This window comes from Achromobacter sp. NPDC058515 (genome assembly GCF_042721735.1).
Lineage (GTDB): Bacteria > Pseudomonadota > Gammaproteobacteria > Burkholderiales > Burkholderiaceae_B > Achromobacter.
Genome location: NZ_JBHXNI010000010.1, coordinates 57956 through 81787, shown reverse-complemented (window position 1 = coordinate 81787; position 23832 = coordinate 57956). Strand labels below are relative to the sequence as shown.

The window sequence follows — 23832 nt, the reverse complement described above, 5'->3', positions numbered from 1 at the left end:
AGTTGTGACCATGAATGCGCGCACCTGGCTGGAAACGCTGGTTGGCTTTGACACCACCAGCCGCAATTCCAATCTTGCCCTGATCGAAACCGTCCGTGATTGGCTCAAGGGCCAGGGGGTCGAGGCATGGCTGGCGCACAACCCCGAGCGCACCAAGGCCAATCTGTTCGCCACCCTGCCCGCGCAGGACGGCAACCAGCAGGGCGGGATCGTCCTGTCGGGCCATACCGACGTGGTGCCCGTGGATGGCCAGGACTGGAGCACGGATCCGTTCAAGCTCGTCGAAAAAGACGGGCTGCTCTACGGGCGCGGCAGCTGCGACATGAAGGGCTTCATCGCCGGATCGCTGGCGCTGGTGCCGGAATTCCTGGCCATGCCGCGCAAGAAGCCCATCCACCTGGCGTTCTCCTACGACGAGGAAGTCGGCTGCGCCGGCGCGCCCTACATGCTGGCCGACCTGCACGAACGCGGCATCCGCCCCGAGGGCTGCGTGGTGGGCGAACCCACCGGCATGCAGGTGGTGGTGGCTCACAAGGGCATCAACCTTTTCCGCTGCAAGGTGCATGGCAAGGCGGCGCACTCGTCGCTGACGCCTCGCGGCTGCAACGCCATCGAATACGCCGCCCGCCTGATCTGCCGCATTCGCGACCTGGCCGACAGCTTCAAGGCCAATGGCCCGTACGACCAGTTCTACGACGTGCCGTTCTCCACGATGACCACCAACCAGATCCGGGGCGGCATCGCGGTCAACACCATCCCCGAGCTGTGCGAATTCACTTATGAATTCCGCAACCTGCCGGGCATGCAGCCCGACGAGATCCAGGCGGAAGTCGAAAAATACGTGCGCGAAGAGCTGTTGCCGCGCATGAAGGCGGAGTTCGACGGCGCCAGCATCGAGATCGAGACCGGCGCCGCCGCGCCCGCCCTGGAAGCCTCCGAAGAGGCCGCCATCACGCAGCTGGTGCGCGCCCTGACCGAGGACCGCGCCACCCGCAAGGTGGCCTACGGCACCGAGGCCGGCCTGTTCCAGGGCATCGGCATCCCGACGGTGGTCTGCGGTCCTGGCCACATCGAACAGGCCCACAAGCCCAACGAATATGTCGCGCTGGACCAGCTGGCCTCGTGCGAGACCTTCCTGCGCCGCATGGGGCAGTCTCTCTAAGAGTTGCGCGGGCAGCCGGGCCCGGCGCCCGGTCGCCGCCCGCGTCAGGTAAAATGACGGGTTGCAAACCGGATTTGCGGCCGGCAGTGGCTTGCCGCGATGCCCGGGGGAGATGCTTGGTGAAACCTTACGACTTTCCGGATGCCAAGGGCCATTTCGGCCCTTATGGCGGTGTTTTCGTGGCGGAAACGCTGATGCACGCGCTCGACGAGCTGCGCGCGGCCTACGACCATTACCGTGTCGACCCCGCCTTCCTGGAAGAGTTCAACTACGAACTCAAGCATTTCGTCGGCCGGCCCAGCCCGGTCTACCACGCCCGCCGCTGGTCCGAGCTGGTGGGCGGCGCCCAGATCTGGTTCAAGCGCGAAGACCTGAACCACACGGGCGCCCACAAGGTGAACAACTGCATTGGCCAGGCATTGCTGGCCAAGCGCATGGGCAAGCCCCGCGTCATCGCCGAAACCGGCGCCGGCCAGCACGGCGTGGCCTCGGCCACGGTGGCGGCGCGCTACGGCATGGAATGCGTGGTGTACATGGGCAGCGAAGACATCCGCCGCCAGGCCTCGAACGTCTACCGCATGAAGCTGCTGGGCGCCACCGTGGTGCCGGTCACTTCCGGTTCGCGCACCCTGAAGGACGCGCTGAACGAAGCCATGCGCGACTGGGTCACCAACATCGAAAACACGTTCTACATCATCGGCACGGTGGCGGGCCCCGATCCCTACCCCCGCATGGTGCGCGACTTCCAGACCGTCATCGGCAATGAATGCCTGACGCAGATGCCCGAGGCCATCGGCCGCCAACCCGACTACGTGGTGGCGGCGGTGGGCGGCGGCTCCAACGCCATGGGCATCTTCCATCCCTATATCCCCTACGAAAACGTGCGCCTGATCGGCGTCGAGGCAGCGGGCGAGGGCATGGACAGCGGCAAGCACGCCGCATCGCTGGCCGCGGGCCAGGTGGGCGTGCTGCACGGCAACCGCACCTACGTCATGCAGGATGCGGACGGCCAGGTCCAGGAAACGCATTCGGTCTCCGCCGGCCTGGACTACCCCGGCGTCGGTCCCGAGCACGCCTGGCTCAAGGATTCCGGCCGCGCCGAATACGTCGGCATCACCGACGAGGAAGCCTTGAAGGCCTTCCATGACTGCTGCCGCATCGAAGGCATCATGCCGGCGCTGGAATCGTCCCACGCCATCGCCCAGGCCGTGAAGATGGCGGCCACGCTGCCCCGCGACGCCGTCATCCTGGTCAACTTGTCGGGCCGCGGCGACAAAGACATGCATACCGTCGCCGAACGCGCCGGTATCGAGCTCTAACACCATGACAACTCGCACCGATCGTATCGCCGCCGCATTTGCGCGCACCGCCGAATCCGGCCGCGCCGCGGCGCTGATTCCCTACATTGCGGCAGGCGATCCTACGCCTGCCGCCACCGTTCCCCTGATGCACGCGCTGGTCGAGGCCGGCGCCGATGTCATCGAGCTGGGCGTGCCGTTTTCCGATCCCATGGCCGACGGCCCGGTGATCCAGCGCGCCGCCGACCGCGCCATCGCGCAGGGCGTGGGTCTGCCCCGGGTGCTCGACCTGGTGGCTGAATTCCGCCAGCGCGATGCCTCCACCCCGGTGGTCCTGATGGGGTACGCCAACCCGATCGAACGCATGGGCCAGGCCGAATTCGCCCGCAGGGCCGAAGAGGCCGGCGTGGACGGCGTGCTGGTCGTGGACTATCCGCCGGAAGAAATCATCGAGTTCGCCGCCACCCTGGGCGAGCACGGCATTGCGCCCATTTTCCTGCTGGCCCCGACATCCACCGAAGCGCGCATCAAGGCGGTCGCCGAAGTGGCCCGCGGATACGTCTACTATGTGTCGCTCAAGGGCGTGACCGGCGCGGGATCCCTGAACACCGACGACGTCGCCGAGCGCGTGGCCGTGATTCGCCGCCATGTGCGCAACATTCCGGTCGGCGTGGGCTTCGGCATCCGCGATGCCGAGAACGCCCAGCGCGTGGCGCGCGTGGCCGATGCGGTCGTCATCGGCAGCAAACTGATTGAAACCATGGAGCAGGCGGTCGCGAATGCGCCCGCTGCCCAGAAAACCGACGCCGCAGTCGCCGCAGCCAGCGGCTGGCTGCGCACCATCCGGCTAGCGCTGGATCAAGTAAAACGAGAAAACGCGTCGGCCTGAGCGGCCGGGTGCGACCTCACACGGGATGAAAAATCAATGAGCTGGATCGATAAACTCCTGCCTCCTCGCATCAATAAAACCAGCGACAGCGGCGCCCGCCGCGTTCCCGAAGGCCTTTGGGTGAAATGCCCGTCGTGCGAATCGGTGCTGTACAGCGAAGACTTGGCGGCCAACCTGCACGTTTGCCCCAAGTGCGATCACCACATGCGTATCGGGGCCCGCGCCCGCATCGATTCGCTGCTCGACATGGAAGGCCGCGTTGAAATCGGCCAGACCACGCGTTCGGTCGATACGCTGAAGTTCAAGGACACGCGCAAGTACCCCGAGCGCCTGCAAGAGGCGGTCAAGGCAACGGGCGAGTCCGATGCGCTGGTGGTCATGAGCGGCTCGATCCGCGGCGTGCCGGCAACGCTGGCCTGCTTTGAATTCGAATTCATGGGCGGGTCCATGGGCTCGGTCGTGGGCGAGCGCTTTGCGCGCGGCGCGCAGGCCGCCCTGGACAACAAGACGCCGTTCATCTGCGTGGCCGCTTCCGGCGGCGCGCGCATGCAGGAAAGCCTGCTGTCGCTTATGCAGATGGCCAAGACCAACGCCATGCTGACCCGCCTGTCGGCGGCCGGCCTGCCGTTCATCAGCGTCCTGACCGACCCCACGATGGGCGGCGTGTCGGCCAGCTTTGCCTTCATGGGCGACGTAGTCATTGCCGAGCCCAAGGCGCTGATCGGCTTTGCCGGCCCGCGCGTGATTGAACAGACCGTGCGCGAGAAGCTGCCCGAAGGCTTCCAGCGCGCCGAGTTCCTGCTGCAGAAGGGCGCGATCGACATGGTCATCGACCGCCGCCAGTTGCGCGAGGAAATCGCGCGCCTGCTGGCGCTGTTGAACAATCAGCCTGCGGACGTGGTCACGGCCTGATCAAGCTTTTGCCGTCCCGGCGCCGCCACATGGCCGCCGGGCGCGCGGAAGATGCCGTCGGCAGCCTGCAGGTTGCAGGCGGCATTTTCGTTGGAACGTTGCCAGATGCGCGGCTTGCCCTCGCGGGGACATGGAAGAGTCCGATCACGCTCGCAACATGCGTTTTTCGGAACAGTGTTTTTCACGCGGGTATGTTGCCTTATTGCTACAAGGCCGATCCATCTGGCCCGGATTTTGCTATGTTGCCGGTTAGTCCTGAAATATACGGAGTTATCCAATGCAGTCGACCAAGAAGAAAATGCTCACGCGCCTTGCCGGCTTGGCTCTGGCCGGAGCCGCCACGATGGCAAGCGCCCAGTCGTCAGAAGGCACGCAAGGCGGCGTGAGCCTCCACTACGGCATTGGCGACCACTACCAGCGCCTGACGCTGAACTACGAAACTCCCTCGGTCTGGACCTATCACTTTGGCGGTAATTGGGGCCGGCTGGACCTGACGCCCGAACTGGGCGCGTCCTACTGGCAGGCTGACGGCTCGCGTTCGCCGGGCCATGTCTGGCAATTCAACGCCATCCCGATGTTCCGCTGGTGGACCGGCGAGCGCTTCTACATCGAGGCAGGCATTGGCGCCACGCTCTTCTCCAGCACGCGCTTCGCCAACGAGAACATCAGCACCGCCTTCCAGTTTGGCGATCACGTTGGCCTGGGCTTCCTGTTGACGCCCAACAACCGCATCGGCGTGCGTTATTCGCACTTCTCGAATGCCAGCATCAAGCGCCCGAACCCGGGCCTGGATGTGGTGCAGCTCACCTATACGTACCAGTTCTGATTCCACCGCGAACAGAAGCAGGCAGCCCTCGGGAACGAGGGCTTTTTTTCGCCCGGACGTTATGGACCGGGACCCGGATCGCGATCGTGGCGTCCGTTCATAAAAAAAGCCCCCGTCATGAGACGGGGGCTTCTTCAGGCTTGCGGCTTAGTGGTGCGTTTCGACCTGAACCAGCGGCTCGTTGGAAACTGCTGCCACGGGCTTGCGCTCGCGGCCCAGGCGGGTCGGGGTGTGCGCTGCGGCGATGCGCAACTGCGTCTGCGCGTGGCGGTCCGGATCGGTCTCCACCCATTGCAGGCCGGCGGCGTTGACCACCTCGTGCAGGGCTTGGGCCTTGGCCGACGGCGCCGCTGCGGGCATCACGATGGGCTGCTGCGCGGCGACCGGAGCCACGGGGGCCGGGGCCGGAGCGGCGGCGGGGGCCGCCGGAGCGGCTGCCACTTCGGGCGCGGGGGCGGCGGGGGCCACGGGGGCCTCGACCACGGGTTCCACGGCCGGAGCTTGCACCGGGGTTTCCACGGGCGCGGCCGGGGCCGAGGCCTGGGCGGGTTCCACGGAGACCGGTTGCGTCGCCTCGGGGGCAGCGGCTTGCACGGGCTGGGCCACGGGTTCAGCGGCGGCCTGCACGGGTTCGGCCTTGGGGGTTTCAGCCGCTTGGGCTTCGACCTGTTGGGCCTGGACCGGTTGGGCGGCAACTTCCTCGGCCTGAGCCGGCGCGGCTTGCGCCTCTTGCACCTGCACCGGAGCGGCTTCGGCCTTGGGGGCTTCCACTTGCTCAGCGGCTTGGGCGGGCTGGGCGGCTACGCCTTCGGCCTGCTCGCCGGCGTCGTCGTCGGAACCGTCTTCCAGGCGCTCGTCGCTGCCGGCCAGGCCAGCTTCGTCCTGGCTGCGACGGCCGCGGCGGCTGCGGCGGCGGCGGCGCTTGCGTTCCGGATCGGCTGCGCCTTCGGCGCCTTCGGCGGTCGGGATGCCATCGGCGGTGAGCTCGGCGGCATCGGCGTCCTGCGCGGACTCAGCGGACGGCTTGGAGTCGGGCAGGGCGGTGGCAACGGTCTGGGCCAGCGCCGCGACCATGCTTTCCTGTTCGCTCATCGGCGCGTCGCTCTGGCCTTCCTCGCGGCGGTTGCGGCCGCGGCCGCGGCGGCGGTTGCGGCCGGCGCCCGTGTCTTCGCCATTGAGTTCCGTCGCATGCTCGGGGTGGCTGGACGCCAGGGCCGATTGGGTGGCCTGGGTGTCGCGCTCGCCGCGGGCTTCGTTGCGGTTGTGGCGTTCGCCGCGTTCCTGGCGTTCACCGCGCTCGCCCTCGGCGCGGCGGTTGCCGCGCACGTGGTGGCGGCCGCCTTCGCTGCCCTCGGCGCCTTCGCCGCGCGATTCGCCGCGACGGTTGCGGTTGCGGTCCGAACCATGGCGCTCGCCACGGCGTTCCTGGCCGTCATGGCCGCCGCGGCCCTTGCCGCGGCCGGAAGTGGCGCGCTTGGCGCTGTCTTCCTGGACGGCGGGGGCGGGCTTGGCGGGTTCGGCGCTGCCGGTCAGCCAACCGACCAGGCGCTTGAACAGGCCGCCCAGGCCGCCTGCCGCCGCGGGAGCGGCGGGGGCGGCAACGGGCGCTGCGGGCGTCGAGACCGGAGCGGGCTGCGAAGGCGTGATGCCCTTGACCAGCGCTTCCGGGCGAGCCTTGATTTCGCTTTCGCGAGGCTGCCAGGGCGCATCCGTGGCCGGCGCTTCAACCAGCTCGAAGCTGGTTTTCAGTTCTTCCAGGCGCGGATCGTCGTGGCGCAGGCGCTCGATGTGGTGGTGCGGCGTTTCCAGATGCTTGTTGGGGATCAGCATCAGGTTGACCTTCAGGCGGGCTTCCATCTTGGTGATGTCGGCGCGCTTTTCGTTCAGAAGGTAGGTGGCCACATCGACCGGCACCTGGGCGTGGACCGCCGCGGTGTTTTCCTTCATGGCCTCTTCCTGCAGCAGGCGCAGCACGTGCAGCGCGCTGGACTCGGCGTCGCGGATCACGCCGGTGCCGTTGCAGCGCGGGCAGGTGATGTGCGAGCCTTCGTTCAGGGCCGGACGCAGGCGCTGGCGCGACAGTTCCATCAGGCCGAAGCGCGAGATCTTGCCCATCTGGACGCGGGCGCGGTCGAAATGGAGAGCATCGCGCAGGCGCTGTTCAACGGCGCGCTGGTTCTTGCTGTCTTCCATGTCGATGAAGTCGATGACGATCAGGCCGCCCAGGTCGCGCAAGCGCAACTGGCGGGCCACTTCGTCGGCCGCTTCCGAGTTGGTGCGCAGCGCGGTTTCCTCGATGTCGGCGCCGCGCGTGGAGCGGGCCGAGTTGACGTCGACGGAAACCAGCGCTTCGGTGTGGTCGATCACGATGGCGCCGCCCGAGGGCAACTGTACGGTGCGCGAGTAGGCCGTTTCGATCTGGTGTTCGATCTGGAAGCGCGAGAACAGCGGGATATCGTCGCGGTAGCGTTTGACGCGCTGGACGTTGTCCGGCATCACCACGCTCATGAAGGCGGTGGCTTGGTCGGCGATCTCGTCGGTATCGATCAGGATCTCGCCGATTTCCGGCGAGAAATAATCGCGGATGGCCCGGATGACCAGGCTGGATTCCAGATAGATCAGGATGGGCGCGGAGTTGTCGCGCGCGGCGCCGTCGATGGCCGTCCACAGCTGCAACAGGTAGGACAAGTCCCACTGGAGCTCTTCGACGTTGCGGCCGATGCCGGCCGTGCGCGCGATGATGCTCATGCCCTGGGGCAGTTCGAGCTGCTCCATGGTGTCGCGCAGTTCCTGGCGGTCCTCGCCCTCGACGCGGCGCGAAACGCCACCGCCACGGGGGTTGTTGGGCATCAGGACCAGATAGCGGCCAGCCAGCGAGATGAACGTGGTCAGGGCAGCGCCCTTGTTGCCGCGTTCTTCCTTTTCGACTTGGACGATCAGTTCCTGGCCTTCGCGCAGGGCGTCCTGGATGCGGGCGCTACGGACATCCACGCCTTCCTTGAAGAAGCTGCGGGCAACTTCCTTGAAGGGCAGAAAGCCGTGACGGTCTTCGCCATAGTTGACGAAGCAGGCTTCGAGGCCGGGTTCGATCCGGGTGATGACACCTTTGTAGATATTGCCTTTGCGTTGTTCGCGGCCGGCAGTCTCGATGTCGAGGTCGATGAGTTTTTGCCCATCGACGATAGCGACGCGTAATTCTTCCTGATGCGTCGCATTGAACAGCATGCGCTTCATGAGAGGGTTTCTCCGTTGTCATGACGCGCCGATATCGGCGCGTGACCTCGGGTCACTCGGGCTGCGGCTGAAGCGGGCAAGAAATGCGGACCGTACCTGGGCGGCGCCCAGGCGTATCCGCCGCGGGTCAGGCGGGCACGTCGTGCCGTGGGGCACGGGGTTCTGTCAGCAGGAGGGTCAGCTTCACTGAATGTGGTTTGACGGAAAAATTGCTGTGAACGGCAGCTGCGGTCGGATTGGTTGCCTACACGCAGCTGGTGCTTTAAATATGCGACGATTCTTGCAGTGCTTCAGAGCCGCTTGCGGCATGCAACGGACCTGCTGGGACAGCGGGCAAAATGAATGCCACACCACTATCCGGCAGGGCGCGGTTGCGCCGGCGACCAAGAGACCCAGGGGTTGAATGAGCAGGCAGTACAATGGCGGCCCGCGCGCTCGACGGAGTTGCGTGTAAGTTGCATCTCTACGCCAGGCGGCTAGTTCAGCCCCTTAAGGCTGTCCCGATTATATGTCGCTTTCCGCAATGCGCAAAGAAACTTCCTCCCCCATATCCTCCTCTAAAGCCGCCCCCGCCGTCCGAATGGTGGAGGTCGGCGCCGAGCATGCCGGCCAGCGCCTCGACAACTATCTGATGCGGCTGTGCAAGGGCGTCCCCAAAACGCATATCTACAAGGCCATCCGTGGCGGCGAGGTGCGAGTAAACAAGGGACGCATCTCCGTCGACTACCGCATCGTGGAAGGCGATATCGTCCGCATCCCGCCCTTGCGGCTGCCTGACCCGGGCAAGCCCCGGCCGGTGCCCGGCGCAGAATTTCCCGTCGTGTTCGAAGACGACGCCATGCTGGTGGTGGACAAGCCCGCCGGCGTGGCGGTCCATGGCGGCAGCGGCGTGTCCTTCGGCGTGATCGAGCAGTTGCGCGCCGCCCGGCCCGAGGCCAAGTTCCTGGAACTGGTGCACCGGCTGGACCGCGAGACCTCGGGCCTGCTCATGGTGGCCAAGAAGCGCAGCGCGCTGCTTGCGCTGCACGCCATGCTGCGCGAGGGCAAGAGCGACAAGCACTACCTGGCGCTGGTCGAGGGCGATTGGGTCAATGACCGCCAGCACATCAAGCTGGGCCTGTCCAAATGGACTACGCAGTCCGGAGAGCGCCGCGTCAAGGTGGATCCGGACGGGCAGACGGCGCATACCATCGTCACGCTCAAGCAGCGGTTCGGCGGCTACAGCCTGGTGGACGCCGAGCTGCGCACGGGGCGCACGCACCAGATCCGGGTGCACCTGGCGGCCAGCGGCTTTCCCATCGTGGGCGACGACAAGTACGGCCACGACGAGGTGCGCGCACACTTTGCGCGCCAGGGGTTCGGCCGCATGTTCCTGCACGCCCACCAATTGACCCTGGCCCACCCTCTGACGGGCGAGGTCATGACGCTTACCGCCGAGCTGCCGCCTGCGTGCCGGAACATACTGAAATTACTGGAGTCGGTCTGATATGTCGTATTCACTGGTCGTTTTTGACTGGGATGGAACCCTGATGGATTCCACGCACAGCATCGTGGCCGCCATCCAGGGCGCTTGCCGCGACCTGGAACTGGCGGTGCCGTCGGCGTCCGACGCGAGCTGGGTGATTGGCCTGTCCCTGGAAAGCGCCCTGCGTCGGGCCGTGCCGGACCTCACGCAAGCCATGCTGCCGCGCTTTCTTGAGCGCTATCGCACTCACTATCTGCTGCGCGACCCCGAGCTGCGCCTGTTCGAGGGTGTGCAGGAATTGCTGACGGAACTGGCAGGGCAGAACGTGCGGCTGGCCGTCGCCACCGGCAAGAGCCGCGTCGGCCTGACCCGCGCGCTGGCCGCCACCGGCCTGGGCCCGCTGTTCGATGCCACTCGCACGGCCGACGAAACCTTCAGCAAGCCCCATCCCGCGATGCTGCACGAGCTGATGCAGGAGCTGGACGTGGATCCGGCCCGCGTGGTGATGGTGGGCGATACCTCGCACGATCTGCAGATGGCGGCCAACGCCGGCGTGCATGGCTTGGGCGTCACGTACGGCGCGCATACCATGAAGGAACTTCAGGGTTGTGCGCCGCAAGCCGTGCTCGACAGCGTGCCGCTGATGCGCGAATGGCTGTTGCCCCGGGTCGGCGCGGGCATCTAGCCTTCATGCGCTGGACGTCGGCGCGGAATATTATGGGGTTGTCCGGCGTCCATGGGTTGCGCAGGGCGCGCCCATGACCCTGCGGGCGCCATACCGGAGACCATGATGCTGATACGCAAGCCCGACGATTTTGTCCCGTCCGAGATCACTCCCGAGGCCGTATGGCGCTCGCGCCGCGACTTGATGCTGCGCGCCGGGTTGGCGGCCGCCGCCGTGGGCTTGCCGGGCTGGGCGGCCCGCAGCGCCTTCGCCCAGGACGCGGGCGCGCTGCCGGGCACGGCCAGCCCCGCGTTCAGCGTCATGGACAAGCAGACCTCGCTGGCTGACGTCACGTCCTACAACAATTACTACGAGTTCGGCGTCGATAAAGGCGATCCGGCCGCCAATGCCGGCAAGTTGCAGACGCGCCCCTGGACCGTCAGCGTCGAGGGCGAGGTCGGCAAGCCGCGCACGTTCTCCATCGAAGAGCTGCTCAAGCTGGCGCCGATGGAAGAGCGCGTGTATCGGCTGCGCTGCGTCGAAGGCTGGTCGATGGTCATTCCCTGGGTGGGCTATTCGCTGTCGGCGCTGCTCAAGCAGGTGGAGCCCACCGGCAACGCCAAGTACGTGGAGTTCGTGACTGCCGTGCAGCGCGAGAACATGCCCGGCGTGCGCACGGCGATCCTGGAATGGCCCTATGTGGAAGGGTTGCGCATCGACGAGGCCATGAACCCGCTGGCCATGCTTGTTTTCGGCGTCTATGGCCGGGTGCTGCCCAACCAGAATGGCGCTCCCCTGCGGCTGGCCGTGCCCTGGAAATACGGTTTCAAGTCGGCCAAGTCCCTGGTGAAGATCCGCCTGGTGGAAAAGCAGCCGGTCTCGTCCTGGATCAAGGCCGCGCCGCAGGAATATGGCTTTTACGCCAACGTGAATCCCAATGTGGCCCATCCCCGCTGGAGCCAGGCCACCGAGCGCCGCATCGGCGAGGACGGCCTGTTCAGTCCCAAGCGCAAGACCTTGATGTTCAACGGCTATGGCGAGCAGGTGGCCTCGCTCTACCAGGGCATGGACCTGAAAGCGAACTACTGAGGCAGCCCATGTCCGCAGGTGCTCCGCAGGCGGCTCCGGCCGCGCCGCCGCGCAAGGCGCAGATTTCCGCCAGGACGGTCGGGCGTTTCAAGCCCCTCTTGTTCCTGCTGGGGCTGGCGCCGTTTGCGCGCTGGGTCTGGCTGGGGGTGAACAACGGCCTGACGGCGAATCCGGTCGAATTCCTGACCCGCTCGTCCGGCACCTGGACCCTGGTCTGCCTGCTTGTCACGCTGGGCATCACCCCGTTGCGCCGCTTGACGGGGCAGCCGGCGCTGGTGCGCGTGCGCCGCATGTGCGGGCTGTTCGCCTTCTTCTACGGCTCCATGCATTTCATGGCCTGGGTCTGGTGGGACCGTGGCTTTGATCCGGCGGGAATGTTGAAGGATATCGCCGAACGTCCCTTCATCATGGTGGGATTTTCCGCCTTCGTGCTCATGACGGCGCTTGCCGCCACCTCGACGCAGTGGGCCATGCGCAAGCTCGGCAAGCGCTGGCAGACCCTGCATCGGGCCGTCTACGCCATCGGTTTGCTGGCGATCGTGCATTTTTGGTGGCACAAGGCCGGCAAGAACGACCTGGCGCAGCCCGCGCTGTACGCCGCGGTGCTTGCCGTGCTGCTGGGCTGGCGCGTGGTGGCGTGGTGGAAGCGCCGGCCCTAGCGCCGGCGCCTTACAGAATCGCCAGCATGATGGCCGCCGTTTCCGCGTCCGGCTGGCCGTCGTGCAGCGCTGGGCGGTAGTGCATCTGGAATGCCGCCAGCGTGTTGATCGTGGCGCGGTCCAGCGTGCCGTCCTGAGGGCAGGCGTAGCCCAGCCGCTGCAGCTGCTTCTGGAACCAGGCCACGTCGGGCGTGCCTTCCGCCTGCAGCCGCGCCAGGTGCTCGGCGGCGCCTGCTTCGTTATACCAGCGGCCGATCCCGGCCTCGGCCAGCGTCTTCCACGGGAAAAGCGGGCCCGGATCCACCTTGCGCTGCGGCGCGATGTCGCTGTGGCCCACGACGTTCTCGGGCGCGATGCCGTGGCGCTGGATGATGTCCCGCAGCAGGATGGTCAGCGCGCGCACCTGGCGGTCGTTGTAGGCATGCCATAGCGGCTTGCCGTCTTCGCCCTCGGTCCAGCCCGGGTTCACGACCTCGATGCCGATGGAAGTGCTGTTCATCGCGATGTTGCCGTACCAGGAGGCGGCGCCCGCGTGCCACGCGGAGCGGTTCTCGTCGACCAGCCGATAGGCGCGCCCGGCATCGTTCACCAGGTAGTGGGAGCTGACCTTGCCTTTGGACAGCAGGTGCATCGACCGGACGTCGTCCACGGTGGTGTAGTGCACCACCACGTAGCGGACTCGGCTGCTCTGGCTGACGGCCGTGACCGAGGTGTCCAGGTCCAGCCCGGCGGGGCCGCGCGCGGCGCAGCCGGCCAGGACTGCCGCGGCCAGCAGTGTGGCGATAAGGCGAAACATGATCAGCGGGCCAGGTAGAGGAACAGCGTGGGCAGCTTGTCGAGCTGGGGCGCCGGCAGCTTTTTCCAATCGGCGACGGTGTGCGTGACGACCCATTCGTCGGCCGTCGTCACCGAGCGGGCCACGCAGAGTTGCGTGTCCGCCTTCAGGCTGGCCAGCAGCGTGGCGAACATGGCGGCGTTGCGGTAGGGGGTTTCGATCAGCAGCTGGGTCTGGTTGTGCTTGGCCGAGTGCTGCTCCCAGGCGCGCAGCTGCTTGGCGCGTTCGGCGGGGTCCACCGGGGCGTAGCCATGGAAGGCGAAGCGCTGGCCGTCCAGGCCGCTGGCCATGAGGCCCAGCAGGATGGAGGAGGGGCCGACCCAGGGCTTGACGGTGATTCCCATGCGGTGCGCCGCAGCGACCACCTTGGCGCCGGGATCCGCCACGGCGGGGCAGCCAGCCTCGGAAACCAGCCCGATCTCCCCTCCCTGCGCAACCGGCGCCAGCCAGGTCTTGATCTGGGCGGCGTCGACCTTGTCGGTCAGGGTGTGGACCGTGATCTCCTGCAGCGGCCGGGTGGTGCCGACGAGCTTCAGGAAGGCGCGGGCCGTCTTGGCGTTCTCGGCGATATACGTGTCCAGCCGGCCGGCCAGGGCGCGGACCTCGGCGGGCAGCCAGCGCTCGGGCGGGGCGTCGCCCAGGCCGACGGGTATCAGGTGCAGGGCGCCGCTCATGCGGGCGCTCCCGGCGCGTCCAGCGGATCCAGGCCGAACCGGGCCAGCATGCGCGTCAGCTCGATCAGCGGCAGGCCGATGATGGCGGTCGGGTCGTCGCTCTGCATGCTTTCCATCAGGGCGATGCCCAGGCTTTCCGCCTTGGCGCTGCCTGCGGTATCGTAGGGTTCTTCGGCGCGCAGATAGGCGTCGATGGAGTGGGGAGGCAGTTGGCGGAAGCGGCAGCGGGTGATGATGTCGGCCTTTTCCACGCGCAGCCCGTCGGTAACCGCCAGGGCGCTGTGGAATTCCACGGTCTGGCCCGACAGGGCGCGCAGTTGCGCCTGGGCGCGCGCGAAGTCTCCCGGTTTGCCGATGGGCGTGCCGTCCACGGTGGCCACCTGATCCGATCCGATCACGATGCTGCCGGGGTGATTGGCCGCCACCGCCATGGCCTTTGCCACGGACAGGCGCAGGGCCAGCGCTTCGGGCGTTTCGCCGGGCTGTGGCGTTTCGTCTACATCGGGGGAAATCGCCGTAAAGGGCAGGCGCAGGCGCGACAGCAGTTCTTTGCGGTAACGCGAGCTGGACGCGAGGATCAGGCTAGGCTTCAGAGGCATGCGGGATTTGACGGTGATACGTAAGTCACAGTATTATCTAACGTTTTGCGGCATTTTTGCAGGAACATCAACATGACACCCAAGGGATTGCCTGACGGCGCAAGCCGCAACTCGGGCGGATCGGCAGGTGCAGGGAAGAATGTCGCTGCGGAAATGGCTGCGGATGCAAAAGTAAATGTTAAAGCAGATGCGCAGGTAGATCCTACCCGCATTGATGCTTACGCTTATGCCCGTTTGGGCAAGCAGGCGCAGGGCACCATCGCATTGCTGCGGCTTGCCCGGGTGGTTGAAGGCTTGCCTGAACAACCGCTGGGCGAGGCCGGTCTGGTGACATGGTCCGTGCGCGGCGAAGAGGGCAAGACCGGCTTATTGCTGGGTCAGCCGCTCTTGCATCTGCGTGTGCAGGCAAATCCGGTCGTTGTATGTCAACGGTGCAATGTTCCGTTTGCGTATCCGGTCGATAGCGAAGTCCTGCTGCAATTGGTCAAATCTGAAGACGACCTCGACGATGGTTCTTCCGTTGCTGAACAAGGCGACGGTTACGACGACGAGGACGACGAAGGCGAAGGAAGGAATTCTGCGCCCCATCTGCCTGAAAAGGTGGTGGGATCGCATCGTTTTGATCTGCTGGCCCAGGTCGAAGATGAGCTCATTCTGAGCATTCCGTATGTGCCCAAGCATGATGTATGCCCGGGCGCGCAGGCCAAAGTCAGTGAAGCTCCTGAAGAGGGGCCCGCTGTCAAGCGTCCGTCGCCGTTTGCGGTGCTGGAACAACTGAAGCACAAAGATTGAGATCAACATCGGGCCGCATCGCGTACAATGCGCCCCGTTTCTAGGAGTCATCATGGCCGTTCAACAAAACAAGAAGTCCCCCTCCAAGCGCGGTATGCACCGCTCGCACGATTTTCTGGTGAGCCCGTCGACGGCCATCGAGCCGAACACCGGTGAAACGCACCTGCGTCACCACATCAGCCCGAACGGTTTCTATCGCGGCCGCAAGGTCCTGAAGACCAAGGCCGACGAATAAGGCCCCCGGGCCGAACTCGTACCCGGACCAACTCGGCTGAGCGCTGATACCTGGCACCCGTGATACGCATCGCCATAGACTGTATGGGCGGAGACTTCGGTCTGCCCGTCACGATTCCGGCTGCGATCGAGTTCGCCCGGCAATTTCCGGATACCCGGCTGTTGCTGGTCGGGCTTCCCGACGCTATCGAAGCGGCGCTCTCCGAGCATCGCAACGTGGCGCGGGATCGCATGGAAATCGTGGCGGCTTCCGAAGTCGTCACCATGGACGACCCTGTCGAGGTCGCCCTGCGCCGCAAAAAAGACTCCTCCATGCGCCTGGCCGCTCAGTCCGTCAAGGACGGGCGCGCCGACGCCTGCGTTTCCGCGGGCAACACCGGCGCCTGGATGGCCATTTCACGCTACGTGCTCAAGACGCTGGACGGCATAGACCGCCCCGCGATCGCCACGTCCATTCCGAACCAGACGGGCCGCGCCACCACGGTGCTGGACCTGGGCGCGAACGTGGACTGCACGGCCGAGCACCTATTGCAATTCGCCATCATGGGCGCCGCGCTGTCGCAGGCGGTGGACCATCGCGAGAACCCCACCGTGGGCTTGCTCAACATTGGCGAAGAAGTCATCAAGGGCAATGAAGTCGTCAAGGAAGCCGCCGAGCTTCTGCGCGGCAGCCCGCTGAACTTCTACGGCAACGTCGAAGGCAATGACATTTTCAAGGGCACGGTCGACGTCGTCGTCTGCGACGGATTCGTCGGCAATGTCGTGCTCAAGTCCGTCGAAGGGCTGGCGAAGATGCTGTCCAGTGTCATTCGCGAAGAGTTCAAACGCAATCTGATCACGCTGCTGGCCGGCGCGGTGGCCAGGCCGGTGCTGAACCGCCTGCGTAACCGGGTCGACAACCGGCGCTACAACGGCGCCGCATTGCTGGGCCTGCGTGGCGTGGTCATCAAGAGCCATGGTTCCGCGGACGTTTACGCCTTCGGTTTTGCGTTGCAACGAGCCCGCGAAGCCGTAGTGAGTAAACTGCTGGAGCGCACCGCTCAGACGGTAGCGCAAATTACCAAGCGCGTTCAATCAGGCGATGGCCCTTCGGCGTCGTCGCCAAACGTGGCTGGGGACACCGCTTGATGGATACCGCAATGAAATATTCCGTGATCGCGGGCACCGGCAGCTTCCTGCCGGAACGCGTGGTTTCGAATGACGAACTGGCAGCGGAGCTGGCGACGCGCGACATCGCCACCTCCGACGAATGGATCGTCGAGCGCACGGGCATCCGCCAGCGCCACCTTGCCGAGCGTGGCGTCACCACCAGCCAGCTCGCCACCGAGGCGTCGCGCCGCGCGCTGGCCGATGCGGGCGTGGACGCCTCCGAAGTCGATCTCATCGTCGTGGCCACGTCCACCCCGGACTTCGTGTTTCCCAGCACGGCCTGCCTGGTGCAGGCCAACCTGGGCGCCAAGGGCTCGGCGGCTTTCGACGTGCAGGCGGTCTGCAGCGGCTTCGTCTATGCGCTCACCACCGCCGACAGCTTCATCCGCGCGGGCCGCGCCCGCTGCGCGCTGGTAATCGGCGCGGAAGTGTTCTCGCGCATCCTGGACTGGAACGACCGCAGCACCTGCGTGCTGTTCGGCGACGGCGCCGGCGCCGTGGTGCTGAAGGCTTCCGACCAGCCCGGCATCCTTGCCGCGCAACTGCATGCCGACGGCAGCCAGATGAAGATCCTCAGCGCGGCCGGAAACGTGGCCTATGGCGACGTGACGGGAGACCCGTTCCTGCGCATGGACGGCCAGGCCGTCTTCAAGCAGGCCGTCACCGTGCTGGACCGCTCCGCGCGCGACACCTGCGCCGAAGCCGGCATCGAAGTCGCCGACGTCGATTGGCTGATCCCGCATCAGGCCAATGTGCGCATCCTGAATTTCCTGGCCCGCAAGCTTGGCGTGCCGGTCGAGAAAGTCGTCATTACCGTCGACAGCCACGCCAATACGTCGGCGGCCAGCGTGCCGCTGGCGCTGGATGCCGCGCGCCGCGATGGCCGCGTCAAGCCGGGCCAGCTCATCCTGATGCAAGGCGTAGGCGGCGGATTCACCTGGGGCTCGGTACTGGCCCGCATGTAAGGGTGCGCCCGGGCGGAGCGGCATGCGTGCCGCGCCCGCCGGGAGAGCGCGCCTGACATTCTCCACAGACACTGAATCAATCCACACGGTCAATCATGAAAATCGCTTTTGTCTTTCCCGGCCAAGGTTCGCAAGCTGTCGGCATGCTGGATGCCTGGTCGGGCGTTGCGGCCGTCACGGACACCGTGGCGCAAGCGTCGCAGGCCCTCGGGCAGGACCTGGGCGCGCTGATCGCCCAGGGTCCCGTTGAGCAGCTCAACCTCACCACCAATACCCAGCCCGCCATGCTGACCGCCGGGGTTGCGTTCTACGCGGCCTGGTGCGCGGCGGGCGGCCGCAAGCCCGACGTCGTGGCCGGCCACAGCCTGGGCGAATACGCCGCGCTGACCGCAGCGGGTTCGCTGGCGCTGGCCGACGCCGTGCGCCTGGTGCGCGTGCGCGCCGACGCGATGCAAGCCGCCGTGCCGGTCGGCACCGGCGCCATGGCCGCCATCCTGGGCCTGGACGATGATGCCGTGCGCGCCGCGTGCGCATCCGCCGCGCAAGGCGAGGTCGTCGAGGCGGTGAACTTCAACGCGCCCGCGCAGGTCGTGATCGCGGGTCACAAGGCCGCCGTCGAACGCGCCTGCGAACTGGCCAAGGCGGCGGGCGCCAAGCGCGCGCTGCTGCTGCCGGTGTCCGCGCCGTTCCACTCCAGCCTGCTCAAACCCGCCGCCGATGTGCTGGCCGGCGCCCTGGCCGGCGTGGCCGTGTCCGCGCCGCAGATCCCCGTCATCAACAACGTCGATGTGGCTGCGCCCACGGAACCCGGGGCAATCCGGGATGCGCTGGTGCGTCAGGCATGGCATCCTGTGCGCTGGGTCGAAACCCTGCGCGCGATGAAGGCGCAAGGCGTCACGCACATCATCGAGTGCGGCCCCGGCAAGGTGCTGGCAGGCCTGACCAAGCGCATCGATCCCGAACTTACCGGCCTGGCCATCACCGATCCCGCTTCGCTTGAAGCCGCGTTGGCCGCCGTTAACGGAAATTAAAGACATGGATAACACCTCGATCGAACTGCAGGGCAAGATCGCGCTGGTAACGGGCGCCACGCGCGGCATCGGCCGCGCCATCGCCCAGGAACTGGCCGCCCGCGGCGCAACCGTCGTCGGCACCGCCACGTCCGAATCGGGCGCGGCCGCCATCACCGAAGCGCTGGCCCCGTTTGGCGGCCGCGGCGTGGTGCTCGACGTGACCAACGCCGAAGCCTGCGATGCGCTGATCGACGCGCTGGGCAAGGAAGGCGGCGGCCCGCATATCCTCGTCAATAACGCCGGCATCACCCGTGATACGCTGGCGATGCGCATGAAGGACGACGACTGGTCCGCGGTCATCGACACCAATCTGGCGTCGGTCTTCCGCCTGTCGCGCGCGGTGTTGCGCAGCATGATGAAAGCCCGTTGGGGACGGATCATCAACGTGACTTCGGTGGTGGGCTCCAGCGGCAACGCAGGCCAGGCCAACTATGCCGCCGCCAAGGCGGGCGTGGCGGGCATGTCGCGCGCGCTGGCGCGCGAACTGGGCAGCCGCAACATCACCGTGAACTGCGTTGCCCCGGGCTTCATCGATACGGACATGACGCGCGCGCTGGGTGAAAACCAGACCGCGGCCTTGCTGCAGCAGATTCCGCTGGGCCGTTTGGGCTCGCCCACGGACATCGCCCATGCGGTGGCATTTTTGTCCGGGCCGCAGGCGGGTTACATTACCGGCACCACCCTGCACGTCAACGGCGGGATGTACATGCAATAAATCACGAATCGCGCGCGGCGGCCCCGGCCGCCGCGCCGCCGCCGGGCAACCGGCGGGGCAGCGCGCGATTCACCGGAAACGCCGCACACAGGTATTCCTGCGTCACTCTTGGCGACAGAACAAGTGAGCGGTGTTATTTTTGTCACGGTCAGGCGTTGCATCACTCCGCGCTTGGCTATAATTCGCGGGATTTTTCCCAATTGGAGATCTGCATGGAAAGCATCGAACAGCGCGTCAAGAAGATCGTCGCTGAACAACTTGGCGTGAACGAAGCCGAGATCAAGAACGAATCCTCCTTCCTTGACGACCTCGGTGCCGATTCGCTCGACATGGTCGAACTGGTCATGGCGCTCGAAGACGAATTCGAGACCGAGATCCCCGACGAAGAGGCCGAAAAGATCACGACCGTGCAACAAGCGATTGACTACATCAATTCGCACGGTAAGCAGTAAGCTCAGCCTATATCGTTCTGGTTGCCGAGATGACCTCGGCCGGCCGGAAATCGGGGCGGTTTCAGGAATTTGCCGTGTGGGCCACCTGCGGGAAGGGCGTCGTAAAGCCCGACCCGCTTTCGTGTGGTCCACACGCGCAGCGCATCCCGAAAACCGCCTTTCTTTTGTCTGTTTGAGGAGTCATCCGTGAAGCGACGTGTCGTCATCACCGGCCTGGGTATCATTTCCCCCGTAGGGAACGATCTGACCACCGCTTGGGACAATATCGTCAACGGACGTTCTGGCATCAGCCGTATCACCCGTTTCGATCCCTCGGCCATCACTACCCACATTGCTGGCGAAGTCAAAGACTTCGACATCAGTACCTATATCTCGGCCAAGGAAGCCCGCCAGATGGATACGTTTATCCATTACGGCCTGGCCGCGGGCATGCAGGCCTGGCGCGATTGCGGCCTGGAAGTCACCGAAGCCAATGCCGAGCGCATCGGCGTGATCGTGGGTTCCGGTATCGGCGGCTTGCCGCGCATCGAAGAAACCCAGGTCGAATATCTGGCCAAGGGTCCTCGGCGGATTTCTCCGTTCTTCGTGCCGGGTTCGCTGATCAACCTGATCTCCGGCCACCTGTCGATCACCTACGGCATGAAAGGCCCGAGCTACGCCGTTGTGTCGGCGTGCACCACCGGCCTGCATTGCATTGGCGATGCCGCGCGCCTGATCGAGTACGGCGATGCCGACGTCATGGTGGCCGGCGGCGCCGAATCGACCGTGTCGCCGCTGGGCATTGGCGGCTTTGCCGCCATGCGCGCGTTGTCGACCCGCAACGATGACCCCGAAACGGCTTCGCGTCCCTGGGACCGCGACCGCGACGGCTTCGTGCTGGGCGAGGGCGCGGGCGTCCTGGTGCTGGAAGAGTACGAGCACGCCAAGAAGCGCGGCGCGCGCATCTACGGCGAACTCGCAGGCTACGGCATGAGCTCGGACGCGCACCACATCACGGCCCCCGACAAGGACGGTCCGCGCCGCGGCGTCTTGAACGCCCTGCGCAACGGCGGCCTGAACGCGGATGACATCCAGTATGTCAACGCGCACGGCACGTCCACGCCCCTGGGCGACAAGAACGAGACCGACGCGCTGAAGCTGGCGTTTGGCGACCACGCCAAGAATCTGGTGGTCAACTCGACCAAGTCCATGACCGGCCACCTGCTCGGCGCCGCCGGCGGCATCGAGGCCGTGTTCACGACCATGGCCGTGTACAACCAGGTTTCGCCTCCGACGATCAACATCTTCAATCAAGATCCCGAATGCGATCTGGACTACTGCGCCAACGAGGCGCGGCAGATGAAGATCGAAGTCGGCCTGTCCAACTCGTTCGGCTTTGGCGGCACCAACGGCTCCATGGCCGTTCGCCGGGTCTGATTTGGAAGGCCCGGTCCGGGGGCATTGGTCGTTTCGCGTGCCTGTCCTGCAGCCCAGGGGCGCAACCGCGCTCTTCGGGCTGGCGCTGGCCGCGGCCGTGACCAGCGCGGCAACGGCGGCATCCTGGCACGGCCAGGCATGGGCGGGCATCGCGGCGATCGCGTTCCTGCTTGTGCTGGCCGGGCTGTTACACTCGGCACGGAGCAGCCTGTCCCCGGTAACGGCATTGCGCACGGCAGCCGGGGGTGGCCACTGGCAGGTGCGCCGGCCGCAGGGCTGGCAAGAGGCGCTGTTGTTGGATCAGCAGCGCGGCCCTGTCTGGCTGACGCTCACTTTCCAGCCCTTGCCCACCGGGAGTACGGCCTTTACCACTAGCAAAATCACTCTCACCGTCTGGCGGCAGACGTTGCGACCCGAGTCCTGGCGGCGCCTGCGCCTGCTGACGGGCACGGCGCGGCGCGCGCATACGGTGCTCCACCCGCGGGAGGCCTCATGAGCGAGCGCGAAGTCGACGCCGAGCTTGTCGCGCGCGTCCAGCGGGGCGACAAGAAGGCATTTGATCTGCTGGTGCTCAAGTACCAGCGGAAGATTCTCCGCCTGCTGGCCCGGATGATCCGGGACCCCTCGGAAATCGAAGACGTGGCCCAGGAGGCTTTTATCAAGGCCTATAGGGCCTTGCCCCAGTTCCGGGGAGAGAGCGCCTTCTACACCTGGCTGTATCGCATCGCCATCAATACGGCCCGCAATTGGCTGGCTTCCCAGGGCCGGCGCCCCAGCGCGCCGAATGCGATAGAAACGGAAGACGGTGAAACTTTTAACGAAACCGACAACCTAACCGATATAAGCACGCCGGAAGCCATGGTTGCCAGCCGCGAAATCGCCGAGACGGTGAACGCGGCCATCGAGGAATTGCCCGAAGAGTTGCGCACCGCAATTGTCCTGCGTGAAATCGAAGGTATGAGTTACGAAGACATCGCCCAGAGCATGGATTGCCCGATCGGTACGGTGCGCTCCCGCATTTTTCGTGCGCGCGAAGCCATCGCGACCAAGTTGCGTCCATTGCTCGACACCGATGTCGAGCGTCGCTGGTAAGGAGTGGCAGTCATGCAAACAGCAGCCAAGTCCGTTGTGATCACCGAGTCCTCCTGGGAGGAATCGGTTTCCGCCTGGATGGACGGAGAGGATTCCGACGATATTCTTCCCAGTCTGTTGTCCAAAGAAGGACGCCAGACCTGGGACACCTATCACCTGATAGGTGATTCCCTGCGCAATTCAGACCTGGCGCTGACGCCCAGCGCGGCCTTCCAGGCCCGCCTGGCACGGGCGCTGGATGCGGAATTGCCTATCGTAGCGGCGCCCCGGCGCCGTTCGCCATTGCGGGTGGGGCTGTCCGGCCTGGCCGTGGCGGCGGCGGTCGCGACGGTCGCCTGGGTGGCGCAGCCGTACCTGACGGGCGCGCCCTCCACGGAAGTGCGCGTGCTGGCCGACGCCAGCATGCCGGCTTCGGCGTCCGACGATTCGGGCCTGCGCGACTACCTGGAGGCCCATCGCCAGATGGCGGGCCCCAGCGCGGTGCGGCAGGTATCGTTTGATGTCGGAGCGGGACGTTGATGGCGCTTGTGCTTCCGTCACGCTGGCCGGTGCTGGGACGCGCCGCCTCATGGCAGGCGCACCGCGCCGGCTGGTTCGCCGCCACGCTCCTGACTGCTTTCCTGGCCGCGCACGAACCCGCGGCGGCCGCCGACAAGGCCCCGGCTGGCCAGGCCGACGACATCGTCCAGCTGCTGACGCGCATCCAGCAGGCGGCGCGCAAGCAGGACTACGCCGGCGTCTTCATGTATCAGCAAGGCGAGATGATCCAGTCCTCGCGCCTCGTGCACGTCATGGACGGCACGGGCGAGCGGGAGCGCCTCGAGATTCTCGACGGCCAGCCGCGCGAGTATCTGCGCCACAACGACGATGTGCAGTGCCTGATTCCCGAACGCAAGACCGTGCTGGTCGAGCGCCGCCGGGGAGACCGCTTTCCCGGCCTGCTCCTAGGAGATCCGGCCAACCTGTCCGAGCACTACAAGATCCGCACCGAGCCCGCGCTGCACCGCGTGGCGGGCCGGGAATGCCGGCTGATCACGATCGAGCCGCTGGACAAGCTGCGCTACGGCTATCGCTTGTGCGCGGACGTCGAAACCAATCTGTTGCTGAAGGCCCAGACCTTGAACGCCGCCCGCGGCGTGGTCGAGCAGGTGTCTTTCACCTCGTTGCGCCTGGGTTCGGAAGTGGATACCCAGTCGCTGTCGTCGCGCTGGAACACGCGCGACTGGAAGGTGCTTGAGGCCACCATGAAGCCGGTGGACCTGGCCGCCCAGGGCTGGCGCATTCCCGCGCCCAAGGGTTTCTCGGTGATCATGCAGGTGGCGCGCTCCATGGGGCGCGGCGCCCCGGTCAGCCAGATGGTGCTGTCCGATGGCCTGGCGGCCATCTCGGTCTTCATCGAGCCCTATGACAGCCAGCGCGGCCATCATCCGCCCGAAGGCGCGGCGCAGCGCGGAGCCATCACCGTCTTCAGCACGCGCATCGCGGACTTCTGGCTGACGGCCGTGGGCGAAGTGCCCGTGGCGACGCTGGAACAGCTTGCGGAAGCCACAGAATACGTGCCCGCCGCACCCGCGGCAGCAGCACCGGCAGGGGCGGGATCCAAGTGATCCGCCCGGCGCGGCAAGCAGTAATTTCGGA

General features: G+C 66.0%; 25 protein-coding genes. 21 read left to right on the top strand and 4 right to left on the bottom strand.

What is annotated here, in order from left to right:
• The first annotated feature begins 10 nt into the window (after positions 1–10).
• From argE to ACFWP0_RS17995, 5 genes are all read left to right on the top strand, one after another.
• Positions 11–1162, top strand: a complete 1152-nt coding sequence (gene argE, locus ACFWP0_RS18015) for an acetylornithine deacetylase (RefSeq protein ID WP_377844256.1) — start codon at positions 11–13, stop codon at positions 1160–1162.
• Positions 1163–1281: 119 nt separating this feature from the next.
• On the top strand, positions 1282–2481 hold the full coding sequence (gene trpB / locus ACFWP0_RS18010; protein WP_377844255.1) for a tryptophan synthase subunit beta: 1200 nt from the start codon (positions 1282–1284) through the stop codon (positions 2479–2481).
• Positions 2482–2485: 4 nt separating this feature from the next.
• Entirely contained in the window at positions 2486–3349 is an 864-nt protein-coding gene (gene trpA / locus ACFWP0_RS18005; RefSeq protein WP_377844253.1) for a tryptophan synthase subunit alpha, read from the top strand.
• Between the two features lie 36 nt (positions 3350–3385).
• The gene (accD, locus tag ACFWP0_RS18000; protein ID WP_377844251.1) at positions 3386–4261 is read left to right on the top strand and encodes an acetyl-CoA carboxylase, carboxyltransferase subunit beta; all 876 of its coding nucleotides are present in this window, start codon (positions 3386–3388) and stop codon (positions 4259–4261) included.
• A gap of 277 nt (positions 4262–4538) precedes the next feature.
• On the top strand, positions 4539–5087 hold the full coding sequence (locus ACFWP0_RS17995; RefSeq protein ID WP_377844250.1) for an acyloxyacyl hydrolase: 549 nt from the start codon (positions 4539–4541) through the stop codon (positions 5085–5087).
• Positions 5088–5234: 147 nt separating this feature from the next.
• Here the strand turns inward: ACFWP0_RS17995 and ACFWP0_RS17990 are convergent, their stop codons facing one another.
• Positions 5235–8321, bottom strand: a complete 3087-nt coding sequence (locus ACFWP0_RS17990) for an Rne/Rng family ribonuclease (protein ID WP_377844249.1) — start codon at positions 8319–8321, stop codon at positions 5235–5237.
• 523 nt (positions 8322–8844) lie between these two features.
• Between ACFWP0_RS17990 and ACFWP0_RS17985 the strand changes: the two genes are divergently transcribed.
• The 4 genes from ACFWP0_RS17985 (at position 8845) to msrQ (ending at position 12198) form a co-directional block, all read left to right on the top strand.
• A complete protein-coding gene (locus tag ACFWP0_RS17985) occupies positions 8845–9807 on the top strand; it encodes an RluA family pseudouridine synthase (protein ID WP_377844248.1) in 963 nt (320 codons plus the stop codon).
• A 1-nt stretch (position 9808) separates the two neighbouring features.
• Positions 9809–10471 (top strand): HAD family hydrolase, encoded by a 663-nt coding sequence (locus ACFWP0_RS17980; protein WP_377844247.1) that lies wholly within the window; start codon positions 9809–9811, stop codon positions 10469–10471.
• Between the two features lie 105 nt (positions 10472–10576).
• On the top strand, positions 10577–11539 hold the full coding sequence (gene msrP, locus ACFWP0_RS17975; protein ID WP_377844552.1) for a protein-methionine-sulfoxide reductase catalytic subunit MsrP: 963 nt from the start codon (positions 10577–10579) through the stop codon (positions 11537–11539).
• 8 nt (positions 11540–11547) lie between these two features.
• Entirely contained in the window at positions 11548–12198 is a 651-nt protein-coding gene (msrQ, locus tag ACFWP0_RS17970; RefSeq protein ID WP_377844245.1) for a protein-methionine-sulfoxide reductase heme-binding subunit MsrQ, read from the top strand.
• A 10-nt stretch (positions 12199–12208) separates the two neighbouring features.
• Here msrQ and ACFWP0_RS17965 read toward each other — a convergent pair whose 3' ends face one another.
• The 3 genes from ACFWP0_RS17965 to ACFWP0_RS17955 are packed head-to-tail and all read right to left on the bottom strand — an operon-like array spanning position 12209 to position 14306.
• Entirely contained in the window at positions 12209–12994 is a 786-nt protein-coding gene (locus ACFWP0_RS17965; protein WP_377844244.1) for an N-acetylmuramoyl-L-alanine amidase, read from the bottom strand.
• Positions 12995–12996: 2 nt separating this feature from the next.
• A complete protein-coding gene (locus ACFWP0_RS17960; protein ID WP_377844242.1) occupies positions 12997–13707 on the bottom strand; it encodes an SAM-dependent methyltransferase in 711 nt (236 codons plus the stop codon).
• Positions 13704–14306: a Maf-like protein gene (locus ACFWP0_RS17955; protein WP_377844240.1), complete on the bottom strand. Its 603-nt coding sequence runs from the start codon at positions 14304–14306 to the stop codon at positions 13704–13706. Before ACFWP0_RS17955 ends, ACFWP0_RS17960 begins: the two co-directional genes overlap by 4 nt.
• Before the next feature lie 153 nt (positions 14307–14459).
• Here ACFWP0_RS17955 and ACFWP0_RS17950 point away from each other — a divergent pair, with 153 nt between their 5' ends.
• From ACFWP0_RS17950 to ACFWP0_RS17895, 12 genes are all read left to right on the top strand, one after another.
• Positions 14460–15098 (top strand): YceD family protein, encoded by a 639-nt coding sequence (locus tag ACFWP0_RS17950; RefSeq protein ID WP_377844550.1) that lies wholly within the window; start codon positions 14460–14462, stop codon positions 15096–15098.
• Between the two features lie 52 nt (positions 15099–15150).
• The gene (gene rpmF / locus ACFWP0_RS17945; protein WP_006223822.1) at positions 15151–15333 is read left to right on the top strand and encodes a 50S ribosomal protein L32; all 183 of its coding nucleotides are present in this window, start codon (positions 15151–15153) and stop codon (positions 15331–15333) included.
• A gap of 59 nt (positions 15334–15392) precedes the next feature.
• Positions 15393–16460, top strand: a complete 1068-nt coding sequence (gene plsX / locus ACFWP0_RS17940) for a phosphate acyltransferase PlsX (RefSeq protein ID WP_377844239.1) — start codon at positions 15393–15395, stop codon at positions 16458–16460.
• On the top strand, positions 16460–17446 hold the full coding sequence (locus tag ACFWP0_RS17935; protein ID WP_377844548.1) for a beta-ketoacyl-ACP synthase III: 987 nt from the start codon (positions 16460–16462) through the stop codon (positions 17444–17446). The genes plsX and ACFWP0_RS17935 overlap by 1 nt, the downstream gene beginning before the upstream one ends.
• A gap of 95 nt (positions 17447–17541) precedes the next feature.
• The gene (gene fabD / locus ACFWP0_RS17930) at positions 17542–18477 is read left to right on the top strand and encodes an ACP S-malonyltransferase (protein WP_377844237.1); all 936 of its coding nucleotides are present in this window, start codon (positions 17542–17544) and stop codon (positions 18475–18477) included.
• A 4-nt stretch (positions 18478–18481) separates the two neighbouring features.
• Positions 18482–19234 (top strand): 3-oxoacyl-ACP reductase FabG, encoded by a 753-nt coding sequence (gene fabG / locus ACFWP0_RS17925; protein ID WP_377844235.1) that lies wholly within the window; start codon positions 18482–18484, stop codon positions 19232–19234.
• 212 nt (positions 19235–19446) lie between these two features.
• On the top strand, positions 19447–19686 hold the full coding sequence (gene acpP / locus ACFWP0_RS17920; protein ID WP_003813816.1) for an acyl carrier protein: 240 nt from the start codon (positions 19447–19449) through the stop codon (positions 19684–19686).
• Between the two features lie 186 nt (positions 19687–19872).
• On the top strand, positions 19873–21102 hold the full coding sequence (gene fabF, locus ACFWP0_RS17915) for a beta-ketoacyl-ACP synthase II (protein ID WP_377844233.1): 1230 nt from the start codon (positions 19873–19875) through the stop codon (positions 21100–21102).
• 37 nt (positions 21103–21139) lie between these two features.
• On the top strand, positions 21140–21598 hold the full coding sequence (locus tag ACFWP0_RS17910) for a hypothetical protein (protein WP_377844232.1): 459 nt from the start codon (positions 21140–21142) through the stop codon (positions 21596–21598).
• Complete coding sequence (gene rpoE, locus ACFWP0_RS17905) at positions 21595–22194, top strand: RNA polymerase sigma factor RpoE (protein ID WP_377844230.1); 600 nt, start codon at positions 21595–21597, stop codon at positions 22192–22194. The genes ACFWP0_RS17910 and rpoE overlap by 4 nt, the downstream gene beginning before the upstream one ends.
• A 12-nt stretch (positions 22195–22206) precedes the next feature.
• Positions 22207–22713: a sigma-E factor negative regulatory protein gene (locus ACFWP0_RS17900; protein ID WP_377844228.1), complete on the top strand. Its 507-nt coding sequence runs from the start codon at positions 22207–22209 to the stop codon at positions 22711–22713.
• Entirely contained in the window at positions 22713–23801 is a 1089-nt protein-coding gene (locus ACFWP0_RS17895; protein WP_377844226.1) for a MucB/RseB C-terminal domain-containing protein, read from the top strand. The genes ACFWP0_RS17900 and ACFWP0_RS17895 overlap by 1 nt, the downstream gene beginning before the upstream one ends.
• The last annotated feature ends 31 nt before the right edge of the window (positions 23802–23832 follow it).